Source organism: Clostridium sp. JNZ J1-5, assembly GCF_053901425.1.
This window is the reverse complement of the sequence record NZ_CM132773.1, coordinates 926,394-939,589: the sequence shown is the minus strand read 5'-3', so window position 1 is coordinate 939,589 and position 13,196 is coordinate 926,394. Positions and strand designations below refer to the sequence as shown.

The window sequence follows — 13,196 nt, the reverse complement described above, 5'->3', positions numbered from 1 at the left end:
AAGGAATATTAAGGAGGATTCTCATGAAGATTTTTAATTCTGGAAAAGCAAAGTTGAAAAAGTTTAGTGCATTATTAGCGGTGCTGGCCTTTACACTGACTTTTCAATTTTCATATATAAATGTTAAAGCGCTAGATAGTGTTTCAGCACAGACAGTGACCACTGAAACTTCTGATGAAAAAATATTATCAGAGGCAAGGTCTATTATAGAAAGATATTATTATAAGCAGGTTTCAGAGGATGTTTTAAATTCAAGTACTATAGAAGAAATGGTAAAAAAATTAAATGACCCATATTCAAGTTATTTTACAGCGGAAGAGTACAACAATTTTGTAAACAGCATAGATAATAAATTCTGTGGAATTGGTGTACAAGTAGACGTAATTAGCGAAGGAATAAAAATTACAAGAGTAATGGAAACTTCACCAGCAGAGGAAGTTGGACTTAAAAGCAATGACATAATTACTAAAGTGGGAGATGTTAATTTAGCAGGCCTTTCTGCTGAAGAGGCAACTAAATATATAAGAGGGGAAGAAGGCACAAGTATCCATATTGCAGTAAAGAGAGATACAAAAGTTTTAAACTTTGATGTAGTAAGAAGACAAATAATTCTTCCTACAGTTAAATCTGATGTATTAAACAATAACACTGGCTACATTGAACTATCTTCCTTTGGAGACAATAGTGCCAACGAATTTTATAAAAACCTAAAGGCACTTAAAGCTAAAAATGTAGGGAGCTATATTATAGATCTTAGAAATGATGGTGGTGGATATATAAATGCAGCCCTAGCCATAGGAGGAAACTTTGTAGGGGACACTCCTCTTGTTTTAATGAGAGATCGAGACAATAATGAGACTGTTTTAAATGGATTTGATTATGGCAGTACTATAGATAAGCCTATCATATTCCTTATTAATGAATACAGTGCCAGCGCTTCTGAACTTTTATCAGCAGCAATTAAAGATTATGGGAAAGCTTACTTTGTAGGCACAACCAGCTATGGAAAAGGTGTTGCTCAAAATATGTTTAGTTTAAGCAATGGAGCTATGTTAAAGATTACTACCAGCGAATTTTTCTCACCACATGGAAATACTATTAATCATATAGGGATAACTCCAGATTTCCCAGTAAAGGATGATAAGGTTGATTCTCTGGCAGTAGCTAGACTCTTCTTTTCATGTACTGGAAAAGAAGATAAAATAGAAGCACTAAGTAATAAAATAGGATATGCAAAGGTTAAAATAAACGATAAGACCTTTTATATTGACCTTAATGAAGCCCGAAAAGATGAAAATTGGGAAGCTTATGACTATATATTAAACAATGTAAAAAGTGAAAATATATATGTTGGCAGTGAAAATGGATGGGTAAAGTATTCTCAAGAAGATGTTAATAAAAAAGTTGCACTTTATTACCCTGGAAATAAAAGCTTAAAAGATATTATTAAGAAAAAGTCTGATAAAAACATTACTATAACTTTTAATAATAGCTTAAATAAAGAAACAGTAAATGATAAGAATATAGAAATTATAGACTCAAAGACTGGTGAGAGGATTTCAGCAAGCTTAAATACTGACAATAAAAATAAAGTAGTTTTAAGTTTAAAAAATGAGCTGAAAGAAGGAGAAACATATTATATTTTAATAAATAAAGAGATAAAAAGTGAAAAGGGAAATGGTTTAAGTAAGGAAATTGCAAGTAAAATTTATGTAGAAAATTAATAAAATAAAGATAAGAGGCTGTTGATAAATTTATCAACAGCCTCTTAGCTTTATTTGACTTCTGGGACTTGACGTGGGTCATCTTTTGGTGGTTTCTTTTTCTTTGGTTTTTGTCTAAATTCATCTTCGTCAGGGCGTTTCATGCCTTTCTTAGCCATTGTAGATTCTCTCCTTTAACAATATAATTCACTAGTATTTTTTCCGCTAGAAAGTATTTAATGCATTTAAGCGGGGATAGGCCACTGGAATTTTTTCCCGGGGGACTGTCCCTGCAACTAATAGCATATATCTTATAGAAGATAAGATTAAAAATTTTAAAGATTGTACAGGGGGAAAATATATGGCGGTTTTAGTTTGTGGCGGTGCAGGTTATATAGGAAGTCATACTGTAGCTGAACTCTTAGAGAATAAAAAAGAGGTTATAATTTTAGACAACCTTGAAAAAGGACATAAAAAAGCAGTTTTAGGTGGAAAGTTTTATAAAGGAGATTTAAGAGATAGCAAAATCTTAGACATAATATTTACTGAAAATAATATAGATTCAGTTATCGATTTTGCAGCTTATTCATTAGTGGGAGAAAGTGTTGAGGATCCATTGAAGTACTTTGAAAATAATATATATTCTACTATTAATTTGTTAAAGGCAATGAAAAAACATAATGTTAAATATATAGTTTTTTCTTCTACTGCAGCTATTTATGGAGAACCTAAAAATATTCCTATTCAAGAAGAAGATAGTACTTATCCAACTAATCCTTATGGGGAGTCGAAACTTTCTGTAGAAAAAATATTAAAGTGGTGTGATGCTGCTTATGGTATAAAGTATACAATACTGAGATATTTTAATGCTGCTGGTGCACATATAAGCGGAAAAATTGGAGAAAAGCATACTCCAGAAACTCATTTAATTCCTATAACACTTCAAGTTGCATTAGGAGAGAGAGAAAAGATAATGATTTTTGGAGATGATTACGATACTGAAGATGGTACATGTGTAAGAGATTATATTCATGTAACAGATTTAGCTGCTGCACATATTCTTGCCCTAGATAGACTTAAGAACGGCGGAGATAGTAAAATTTATAATTTAGGAAATGGACAGGGCTTTTCAGTAAAAGAAGTTATAGATATGGCAAGGAGTGTTACAGGATGCAACATTAAGGCTGAAACTACTGAAAGAAGGGCTGGAGATCCAGCAATATTAATAGCTTCTAGCAAAAAAGCTAAAGCAGAATTAGGATGGAAGCCAAAATATAATTCTCTTGAAACTATAATAGAAACGGCTTGGAATTGGTATAAAAGAAATATATAAAGCGTGGATAAAGCGGGGACAGTTCATGAAAAATTTTTTCAGAGGACTGTCCCGCGTTTATAATTTCATAATTTGGATACAATTTACCATATATTTATGTTAGGAGTGAAAATATGCCGAGAAAAAATCGTATATGGTATCCAGAATTAATCTATCATGTAACAGCTAGGGGAAATCGAAAGGAAAGTATTTTTAAAGAAGAAAGTGACTATAAAATGTATTTGCATTGTATAGAAGAAGCAGTAAAATATTATAGTGATAAGTATAAGATAATTAGCTATTGCCTTATGACAAATCATGTTCACCTCCAAGTAAAAACAGAGGATATACATATTGGGCGTTTAATCGGCAGAATAAATTTTATATACGCTATGAGCTTTAACAAAAAATATAATTACATAGGACATCTGTTTCAAGGAAGATATGCTGCTGAAGTTATAGATGATGATAATTACCTTTTGCAAGCAAGTAAGTACATACATCTCAATCCTGTTAGAGCTAAGCTGGTTGAGAGACCAGAAGAGTATAGATGGAGTAGTTATAATATGTATATAGGCTTAGAGGCAGAAAACATAATTAGCAGTGAAATGATATTAGCCTATTTTAGAGATAATAGAAGAGGTGCATATAAAGAGTTTGTAGAAGCAAAATAGTGTCTGTTTGGAAAATAATACCGGGGGACTGTCCCCAAAGGGAGAGATTACATGAAGAAAAACACTATAGTAAAATGGCTTTTGGTTATATTTTGGATGATTGTTATTTTCAAGTTTTCAAATGAGCCTGCTGTTATTTCTAGTGAAAAAAGTGGATCTGTAATAAATTTATTAGGAAGTTTAGGAGTGAATTTAGATAGTTACTTCGGAGAGCTCGCTAATTTTATAGTTAGGAAGGCTGGGCACTTTACTGAATATTGTATACTCTACATGCTTTTATACAATGCTATTGCAGAAAAGGTTAGTTTTAAGAAGTGTTTAATTTTATCCTTAGTGTTAACTTTTTTATATGCTTCCTCAGATGAATTTCATCAGACTTTTGTACAAGGCAGGGAGGGCAAATTTACAGATGTGTTAATTGACACATTAGGAGGAATTTTTGGGTTATCAATGATTTGCTTATTCAAATATATTAGAAATAAAAGTAATAAAAGTAGAGAGACTAAGATTTCTTAAGTGGAGGCTTAGTCATTTTTATTTTTCATAATAATTTTTATAAAAATATTATTGGCAAGAAGTTTAAAGTAATAAAATTTGGAAATACTTAAAGTAAAAATATGTAAATTAATAATTAAAAGGGGCTGGTGTGGAGGAGTTGAAAAATAGAAAAAAGATTACATTAACTATCTTTATTATTTTAAGTTTAGTAGCTATATACTCTTTAAAACATGTATTGGAGAATAAATATAATCTTAAAGAAGCTGTTCAATTGATGAAAGATAATAGAAGTGAGGAACCTATCAATCTCTATTTTAATGGTTTTGAGAGTATAAGTAATCTAGGAGAAAAGTCAAACCTTAGAATATTTTCAAGACTTAATCATGGAGTTAAAGAGGTTAAAAAAGTTATATATAAAATAGAGTTTACAAAGAATGGAAAAAGTATATCAGATGGAGATATTGACTTGATTTATAATGACAAAGCATTGATTTGCGTTAAAGGTAAGTACGAAATAGCAAAAGAAGAAATTGTAAGGGAAGATAAGATATATAATTTGACTGTTATATTTAATGTGGAAGGAAATTATGATTTTAAAGTTTATGCTGAAAATTATGAATCATAAAGATTTTTATGGAGGTAGTGCTCCATTTATGTATTAATGAAACTATTTAGATTAAATTAATTGGAGGATGTATATGAAAAATACCAAATGTTTATCTGTATTTATTATGTCACTATTTATTTTGATGATTTGTAATTCTAAAACTGCATTTGCAAAACCTATCTCAAATATTCTAAAAGGAAGTTTTACTGTAATTAGTTCAAGTGGAAATGTAGAAGAGGATGTGAACTCTGATTATTCTGATATAAATAAAGCCATTCAGAATGCAAAAGATGGGGGAACGGTTAAGGTAAAGAGTGGAGAATATAGAATTGACTCAATTATAGATAAAAATGTAACTATAGATTCATCAGATGGAGGATATGTAGATATAATAACTAACGCTGAAATACCTAAAGATATAAAGATAAAGGTATCAGAAAAAGTTACTATAAATCAACAAGGTATTCCTCCGACTAAATTAATTGCTGGAATTATGGTAGCTGGATCAGGGGGAGTAACGCAACTTAGTGAAAATGATATTAGCGTTACTGTGAAACAAGGAGAAACTGTGAATATAAAGTTGAGGCAAGAAATAATAAATAGACTTGGTTTTCATGATTTAAATGTAATGCTGAGGATTAATAATGGAGAAAAGCTTAAAATTATTAAAAATGTAAATGCCGTAAAAAGCCAAGTTAATATGCAGGAAAATGGTATATGTGATTTAGGTAAAATGCCGGAAATTTCAAATGAAATGATACTTTCCATAACTTTTGATGCTGCTGGAGAATATAATATAGAATTATGGACAGATGATAACAGATAAGCTTAGAACTCTGTTTATAAAAGGGAATAACTAAAAAAGTTCTTTCATATATTTTATATAAACTTATTTAAATATGAAAGGACTTTTTTTCATGGGTATTTTTTATATAGGAATATATTCACTGTTTGTAATTTCATTGGCACTTGCTTTAGATGCCTTTGGAGTTGCCTTAAGTTTGGGGTTAAACCCTCTTGTTAAGAGAAAGAATAAAATATCATTTTGCATATCCTTTGGATTTTTTCAATTTTTTCTTGCGTTAATGGGATCTTACATGGGGTATTTGTTTAATACATATATTTTAGCCATTCCTAAAATTATTGGGGGAATAATAATAGCTATAGTTGGAATAATGATGCTAAAGGAAGGGATGAAGCGCAGCAGTAGTAGGATAATAGTAAGTAGAAAGATGTATTTTATACTTGGAATATCAGTGAGCATAGATGCAGCTGTAGTTGGATTTACAGTTTTAAACAATATAAATAAAGGACATGTTCTTTTGGAAGCTACAATGTTTATTGGTCTGATTACACTTATAATGTGCATTATTGCTTTCACAATAGCTAAATACTTAAGAAAAATTGACATGTTTTCTAAGTATGCAGATTATGTCGGAGGTATTATTTTAGTACTCTTTGGAATTAAGATGATTTTTCTATAAAGGTAAGTTTAAGATGTTATAAAGTGGATATAATTTAGAAAAATACATCTATTAATATTGGAGGAGTATTATGAATAAAGTTATGTTCATTGGAAGAATAACAAAAGACATAGAGTTAAGAGAGCTTAAAGAAAACAATAAATTTGTTACTACATTTAAATTGGCTGTAGATAGGGGTTATTATGACCAGAACGGAGAAAAACAGGCAGACTTTATACCTATAGTGGCATGGGAAAAGCAGGCTGAAAATTTGGCTAAGTATACTAAGAAGGGCAGCTTAATAAGTGTAATTGGAAGACTTCAAATGAGAAGTTATGAAACAAAAGATGGAGAAAAGAGATACATGAGTGAAGTTATTGCCCAGGAAATACAATTTTTAGATTCAAAGAAAAAAGAAGTAGTATAGTTTTACGTCTAATAGGTAAAGTACGACAAAATAGCGGCATGTAAGATTACTTGGCTAACACATATATGTATCATTGAGAAACCTTAAGTAATACTAGCTATTCCTTCAAAGTTTCTTCAATTGATACATATATGCTAGCCAGTAATCCTACATGCCTTAATTAGTTGCAACTAATAATTACTGCAGCAAATACTAATAGGGCTTCAAAAGGCAAAATGATAATTTTGCCTGGCGTAGCCACACTGTAAAGTTCAAGTAAGTATTATTAAGTATATTTTAAAGAATTATTATAAATAAATGCGATAGCATGCTGACATTTTCTGAAACAATTTATCTGATGACTAGCAAGTTCTTTTAACTTACTATCTTTAAACCAATATCTTGATTAATACTAATCGTTTACTTAATAGTTATACATACTAGCTAATAATTTTATATACCTTACTTATATTGTAATCAGAAGGTAATAGCATAACTTCAACAGGCTACGCCTAAAACCCTTGCACCCTAGTCGGGTTAAAGCGCTCTGAGCTTTTTTAATAAGCCAATTGATATAATTTTTACACTGATCAAGGATAACTTTCTCCATTGGTATTAAGAAAAGTTTTTAATTATAGAAAAACAAATATTTAGCTTTGTTAAAGGAATTATCGATAAGGCAACTAAATTTAACAAATTAAATAAAATTAAAATTTTTCGTAGCAAAGCGGAGAAAAATATCCATCACTATTCACTTTTCACTATTAGTTATTCACTAAAAGATTGCTTCGCAAAATATTTACATGCAGCCATCTTATAACTTTTACTCATATTACTAATTGAAGATTTAACAAGTTGGTTATGGAGTTACAATTTACCTGTAAATTAATATATGTTAATATAGGGTATATATACAAGATTATAAGTTTTAGATGGAGTTTTTGGGTATACTAATATATTATAAGATTTAGAAACAATCTATGGAAAAGGAAGGGATTAATATGGATTTTGCAGCATTAGTTTTAATGGAATTGGATAGTGAAAATAAGTTTGTTAAAGAACTAGGAAGCTATGAAGTAGGAGATGGAGCTGAGTATGTAACTAAGTTTTTCTATAGCGAAAAGGATGATATGGTGCATTTATACTTTGACACTAATGAAGATGTGGAAGAATGGCAATATACAGCTATATACGATTTGCTCAACCATGAAGCCTTTGAAAAAAGTGGATATGAATTAGATGAATTAGATGAAGAATACAACCCTACTTGGGGAATTAAATTTGAATATATTGAAGAACATAGAGATATGGTATCAAAGTTAAATGAAATTTGTGAGCTTATAAGCGTTGAGATGAAGAAAGCATTTAAAGAGGCAGAGGAGAAGAAAGCAGAATACAACGCTGAATAGAGATGGATTATAGACTAGCGATTAAAAAAAGGAGGTTCCTGCTGTGAGTGAAGTAAAAAAGGTTAAAAGAAGAGAAGAAATTTCAAAAGAAGATAGATGGGATATAGAGAAGATTTATTCCAACACTGAAGATTGGGAAAAGGACTTTGGAAGATTAAAAGAAATGGCCCCAAAGATTAAAGAGTTTCAAGGAAAATTAAGCGATGCTAAAGAACTTTTAAACTTCTTAAAGTTAGATGAAGAAATTTCAAGACTTGCAGATAAGCTTCTAGTATATTCTTTTTTAAAGGCAGATGAAGATACTGCTAATAACGCAAATCAAGCAGTAAAAAATAAAATTGAAGCATATTCTGCTGAACTTGCTGCAATGTCGGCTTTTTTCATTCCAGAAATATTGTCTTATGAAGAAGGTACTATAGAGAAAGCTATGGAAACTCTTCCAGAATTAAAAGTATATGAGTTTATGCTAAAGAGAGTGCTAAAAAGAAAGCCTCATACTCTAAGCCATGAAGTAGAAGAACTTTTAGCTTCTGTTTCAGATGTTTTAAATGCTCCTTCAAGTATTTTTGGAATGCTTACCAATGCAGATATGACTTTTCCTACTATAAAAGATGAGGACGGACATGAAGTAGAACTTACAGAGGGAAACTATTCTGTATTTATAAAGTCAAAGGATGTAAAGGTTAGAGAAGCGGCATTTAAGGCACTTTTTGAAACATATGATCACTTTAAAAATACATTAGCGACCTCATTAACATCTTCAATTAAAAGTTTTGCATTTGAAGCTAAAACAAGAAAATACAGCAGTTCACTAGAGAGTTCCCTTAAGCCTAATGATATACCGATAGAGGTTTATGATAATGCTATTAAGGCTATAAATGATAATTTATCAAGTCTCCACAGATATGTAAGAGTGAAGAAGAAGTTACTTGGACTTGAAGAAATGCATATGTATGATCTATATGTTCCTGTTATTGACACTCCAAAGATGCACATAGAATTTAACGAAGGTGTAAATTTAGTTAAAGAAGCATTAAAGCCATTAGGAGAAGAATACTTAAACATATTTTCAGAGGGCATAGAAAATAGATGGATAGACATATATGAAAATAAGGGAAAGAGAAAAGGTGCATATTCTTGGGGCTGCTATGACACAATGCCTTATGTACTTTTAAACTATAATTATGAACTAAATGATGTTTCAACTTTAGCTCATGAGATGGGACACTCAATTCATTCTTATTATTCAAGAAAAGAGCAGCCTTATATATATGCTGATTACACCTTGTTCTGTGCTGAAGTAGCTTCAACAGTAAATGAAAATCTTTTAATTAATTATCTTATAGAAAATGAGAAGGATGAAAAGAAGAGATTATACCTTATAAATACACAACTTGAGCAAATAAGGACTACAGTATTTAGACAAATAATGTTTGCTGAATTTGAAAAGATAACTCATGAAAAAACTGATGCAGGTATTCCATTAACAAGTGAAGAGCTATGTAAAATTTATCATGACCTAAATGTAAAATATTTTGGACCGGATATTGTAGTAGATCAAGAAATAGATATGGAATGGGCTAGAATACCTCATTTTTACAGTGATTTTTACGTATATCAATATGCCACAGGGTATTCAGCAGCAAATTCTTTTGTTAAGGCTATTTCAGAAAGTGGAGAAGAGGCTGTAGAAAAATACAAAGGTTTCTTAAAGAGCGGAGGTTCAGATTACCCTATCAATATCCTTAAAAAAGCTGGAGTTGACATGACTACACCAAAACCAATTGAGGATACAATTAATAGATTTAATGAATTATTAGATATGTTGGAAAAGTAGAGAAAAAATAGATGGAGCTTTAGGCTTCATCTATTTTTTTGTTATAAACATGGATAAAATGCTTTCGATTGGCAAAAAAAACCCGAAAAATGATGAAAATTTGCTTAAACTATAATATAATAGGTACTGTAATATTTTAATTAGAATAAATAAAATTTTAAAGCTGATATATTTTATGAGGTGTAGCATGAGATTAGAATTTATAAACAGGGTTAAAGAGAAGGATGTTCTAGGAAAGAGCATTTTAACTAATGATGGTAACGTACTTCTAAGAGCAGGAGTAAAACTTACAACTCAGTATATAGATAAATTAAGAGAACTTGGGGTTCTATACGTATATATAGAAGATGAAAGATTAGATGATGTTATGATTGAAGATCATAGACTTACTGAATTAAAGCAGGTTACTATGAAGAGTATGGATCGAATTGTGAAAAATCTTAACGGTTTAAACAATAAGAGGAGTGCCAAAGAATCACTAAGAATAGTTGAAAATTTAATAGAATATATAATAGACTCAGGTGATGTTAATAAAAGTCTTTATGACATTCATACTCATGACAATTATACCTATGTTCACTGTCTTGATACAGGAATTATGTCTGCTTTTTTAGGACTTTCCCTAGGATTTAATGAAGATGAACTAAAAGATCTTGGAAAAGGCGCTATACTTCATGATATAGGTAAAACAAAAATATCTACTAAAATTATAAATAAGAAAGGACCTCTTAATGAGAAAGAGTTTTCTGAGATTAGAAAACACCCTGTTTATGGAAGAGAAATCCTTGAAAAAAATATGTTTATATCGGAAACAGTTTTGAAGGCTGTAGAACAACATCATGAAAGGATAGATGGATGCGGCTACCCATATGGATTATCAGGAAACCAGATTTCTAAATACGGAAAAACTGTATGCATTTGTGATGTTTACGATGCCTTAAGTAACGATAGAAGTTATAGAAAAAAATTTACCCCTAGTGATGCCTATGAACTTGTACTAGCTGGAACTGGAAGTATGTTTGATGAAAATATGGTTAGGGTATTTAAAGACACATTTGCCATATATCCTTTAGGATGTTGTGTAAAACTTTCAAATGATGTAGAAGGATATGTAATAAGGCAAAATAAAGGCTTCCCTGACAAGCCTGTCATTAGAGTGTTGTATGATTCTGACACTAGAAGTCCTATACCTTTTTATGAAGTAGATTTATTAAAATATTTAGATGTTGTGGTAAAAGAAGTAGTATAATAAAAAGCTATAGGATAACTATTTTTAGAACCACTGGTCAATTGAAAAACATAGTAAAAAATAAAAATACCTAGGAATTGTTAGAAATATCTAAGAATTCTTAAGTATTTTTATTTTTTATGATGAGAATATTTTTTGTATATGGGTTAAAATTATTAAGAAGTAATAGTTTTTACAGGAGGGTATACATGGGAAGGGAAGATTTGAAAAAATTTATAATAAATATGTTATGCCAGCATTATGATTATAACATTGAAGAGTTTCCGTCTATGGAAGGAAAGGATACATACTGGGGATTAAGTAAGGTAACTGGACAAAGTAAAGAATACATAGTTTTTATGGATGAAAAAAATTTTCACAATTTAGATACTAGTTTTTTATATGACGACTATAATAATGAGGTTATAAAAGTGCTATTTATAGATAAGGAGTCGAGAAATGATAGTAAATGGTACATACTTGCTGAGGATGATGAACATTTTTCAAGGGAAGTAATAGTTATTGATGAATATACAAATAAAGTTTTATATAATTCTATGAAAGCAGGACTTGTAGCAGCGCAAATAGACAGTATTATACGATACAGACAAGAGGTAAAAAATGAAAAAAAGAAAAACAAGCTATCTATAATAACTGTTAGTTTAATTGCGGCTAATGTGATTATGTTTATAATAACTGCATTTTTATCAGGAAGCATATTATATAGTAATACTGATGTTTTAGTGTCTTTAGGAGCAAAGAAGAACAGTCTTATTGCTAGTGGGCAATACTATAGATTGATAACTGCTATGTTTCTTCATGGTGGTATTGTACACTTAGTATTAAACATGTATTCATTAAAGGCAATAGGCCCGTTAGTTGAGAAGGTTTACGGAAAAGCCAAGTACATTGCAATATATTTTATAGGTGGAATTGTGTCCTCAATGTTTAGCTATAAGTTTTCAGACGGAGTGTCCATAGGTGCATCAGGAGCAATATTTGCTCTATTAGGAGCAACATTAGTCTTTGCCATGAAAATGAGGGATAGAATAGGAAAAGGAATGGTTATAAATATACTTTCAGTAATAGGTATAAATATTTTTATTGGAATTGCTATTCCAAATATAGACAACTTCGGACATTTAGGTGGACTTATTGGAGGATTCATAGTTTCACTATTAATTAGTAATAATTTCGAAAAAACTCTAAAATAATATTTTAAGCTTATCATTGTACTGAACTAAGGGGATGATATATAATAGTAAATGCATTTTTATTGGAGTTGGGAGGAAATTATGAAAAAAAACATACCAGAGATAAATGGAATTTTAAGAAGCCACATGATTAAAGTTCCAGAGGTTATAAGAGAAGCCAGCGGAATAATTGTTTTAGGAAAGAGAATAAAGTCCTTAGTTTTCAGTACAGATGTGGCTGTAATAAGAAATACAAATGCAGATGCTATAATGGCAGTTTATCCATTTACACCTCAACCTGTAATAACTCAGGCAATAGTGATGGGTACAGATAAACCAGTCTTTTGCGGAGTTGGGGAGGATTAACCACAGGGAAGAGAGTTGTGAACTTGGCGCTAGATGCTGAATTTAAGGGAGCTATGGGAGTTGTTTTAAATACACCTACTCCAAATCAAGTAGTTAAGAGAGTTAGAAATACTATAGATATACCTATAGTTGTTACAGTTGTATCTGAAAAAGAAGATATACAGGCCAGAATAGATGCTGGAACGAGTATCATAAATGTTTCAGGGGGAAAGAGAACAGCTGAAATTGTAAGATTAATAAGAGATAAGTTTCCAGAGCTGCCTATAATAGCTACAGGTGGTCCAAATGATGAAAACATAAGAGAAACCATAAACGCTGGGGCAAATGCAATTACATTTACTCCTCAATCTTCTGCAAATATATTCTCTCATGTTATGATAAAATATAGAGATGTTTATGAAAGTAAGGAAGTTGAAGATATAAAACAAAATGATCTTGTGAATATAAACAATGAAGAAATAGATAATGTGAAAATATAAAACAGAAGCAAAAATAAATTT

The 13,196-nt window shown here is 30.5% G+C and carries 12 protein-coding genes and 1 pseudogene; all 13 read left to right on the top strand.

What is annotated here, in order from left to right; translation table 11 throughout:
* Nucleotides 1-23: 23 nt before the first annotated feature.
* Nucleotides 24-1,724: a S41 family peptidase gene (locus ACWW38_RS04590; RefSeq protein ID WP_456259631.1), complete on the top strand. Its 1,701-nt coding sequence runs from the start codon at nt 24-26 to the stop codon at nt 1,722-1,724.
* 340 nt (nt 1,725-2,064) lie between these two features.
* Nucleotides 2,065-3,036: a UDP-glucose 4-epimerase GalE gene (gene galE, locus ACWW38_RS04585; protein WP_456259630.1), complete on the top strand. Its 972-nt coding sequence runs from the start codon at nt 2,065-2,067 to the stop codon at nt 3,034-3,036.
* A gap of 113 nt (nt 3,037-3,149) precedes the next feature.
* The gene (locus tag ACWW38_RS04580; protein WP_456259629.1) at nt 3,150-3,689 is read left to right on the top strand and encodes a transposase; all 540 of its coding nucleotides are present in this window, start codon (nt 3,150-3,152) and stop codon (nt 3,687-3,689) included.
* Nucleotides 3,690-3,740: 51 nt separating this feature from the next.
* Nucleotides 3,741-4,205: a VanZ family protein gene (locus tag ACWW38_RS04575; protein ID WP_456259628.1), complete on the top strand. Its 465-nt coding sequence runs from the start codon at nt 3,741-3,743 to the stop codon at nt 4,203-4,205.
* A 139-nt stretch (nt 4,206-4,344) separates the two neighbouring features.
* Complete coding sequence (locus tag ACWW38_RS04570; RefSeq protein WP_456259627.1) at nt 4,345-4,812, top strand: hypothetical protein; 468 nt, start codon at nt 4,345-4,347, stop codon at nt 4,810-4,812.
* Nucleotides 4,813-4,885: 73 nt separating this feature from the next.
* Nucleotides 4,886-5,620: a hypothetical protein gene (locus ACWW38_RS04565; RefSeq protein WP_456259626.1), complete on the top strand. Its 735-nt coding sequence runs from the start codon at nt 4,886-4,888 to the stop codon at nt 5,618-5,620.
* A gap of 106 nt (nt 5,621-5,726) precedes the next feature.
* Nucleotides 5,727-6,278 carry a manganese efflux pump MntP gene (locus tag ACWW38_RS04560; RefSeq protein ID WP_456260417.1) on the top strand — a complete coding sequence of 184 codons (552 nt, stop codon included), beginning with the start codon at nt 5,727-5,729 and terminating at the stop codon, nt 6,276-6,278.
* A gap of 70 nt (nt 6,279-6,348) precedes the next feature.
* Nucleotides 6,349-6,684, top strand: a complete 336-nt coding sequence (locus tag ACWW38_RS04555; protein WP_456259625.1) for a single-stranded DNA-binding protein — start codon at nt 6,349-6,351, stop codon at nt 6,682-6,684.
* Nucleotides 6,685-7,664: 980 nt separating this feature from the next.
* Nucleotides 7,665-8,072, top strand: coding sequence for a DUF6762 family protein (locus tag ACWW38_RS04550; protein WP_456259624.1), 408 nt, complete (start codon nt 7,665-7,667; stop codon nt 8,070-8,072).
* A gap of 43 nt (nt 8,073-8,115) precedes the next feature.
* A complete protein-coding gene (gene pepF / locus ACWW38_RS04545) occupies nt 8,116-9,909 on the top strand; it encodes an oligoendopeptidase F (protein ID WP_456259623.1) in 1,794 nt (597 codons plus the stop codon).
* Between the two features lie 187 nt (nt 9,910-10,096).
* Nucleotides 10,097-11,158 carry an HD-GYP domain-containing protein gene (locus ACWW38_RS04540; RefSeq protein WP_456259622.1) on the top strand — a complete coding sequence of 354 codons (1,062 nt, stop codon included), beginning with the start codon at nt 10,097-10,099 and terminating at the stop codon, nt 11,156-11,158.
* A gap of 188 nt (nt 11,159-11,346) precedes the next feature.
* On the top strand, nt 11,347-12,351 hold the full coding sequence (locus tag ACWW38_RS04535; protein WP_456259621.1) for a rhomboid family intramembrane serine protease: 1,005 nt from the start codon (nt 11,347-11,349) through the stop codon (nt 12,349-12,351).
* Nucleotides 12,352-12,432: 81 nt separating this feature from the next.
* Nucleotides 12,433-13,175, top strand: a pseudogene (locus ACWW38_RS04530) (hydrolase).
* Nucleotides 13,176-13,196 lie beyond the last annotated feature (21 nt).

What these genes read in the sequence shown, in the direction of transcription:
- ACWW38_RS04590 (WP_456259631.1), top strand. Translation starts at nt 24, where the DNA reads ATGAAGATTTTTAATTCTGGAAAAGCAAAGTTGAAAAAGTTTAGTGCA.
- galE (WP_456259630.1), top strand. Translation starts at nt 2,065, where the DNA reads ATGGCGGTTTTAGTTTGTGGCGGTGCAGGTTATATAGGAAGTCATACT.
- ACWW38_RS04580 (WP_456259629.1), top strand. Translation starts at nt 3,150, where the DNA reads ATGCCGAGAAAAAATCGTATATGGTATCCAGAATTAATCTATCATGTA.
- ACWW38_RS04575 (WP_456259628.1), top strand. Translation starts at nt 3,741, where the DNA reads ATGAAGAAAAACACTATAGTAAAATGGCTTTTGGTTATATTTTGGATG.
- ACWW38_RS04565 (WP_456259626.1), top strand. Translation starts at nt 4,886, where the DNA reads ATGAAAAATACCAAATGTTTATCTGTATTTATTATGTCACTATTTATT.
- ACWW38_RS04555 (WP_456259625.1), top strand. Translation starts at nt 6,349, where the DNA reads ATGAATAAAGTTATGTTCATTGGAAGAATAACAAAAGACATAGAGTTA.
- ACWW38_RS04550 (WP_456259624.1), top strand. Translation starts at nt 7,665, where the DNA reads ATGGATTTTGCAGCATTAGTTTTAATGGAATTGGATAGTGAAAATAAG.
- ACWW38_RS04540 (WP_456259622.1), top strand. Translation starts at nt 10,097, where the DNA reads ATGAGATTAGAATTTATAAACAGGGTTAAAGAGAAGGATGTTCTAGGA.
- ACWW38_RS04535 (WP_456259621.1), top strand. Translation starts at nt 11,347, where the DNA reads ATGGGAAGGGAAGATTTGAAAAAATTTATAATAAATATGTTATGCCAG.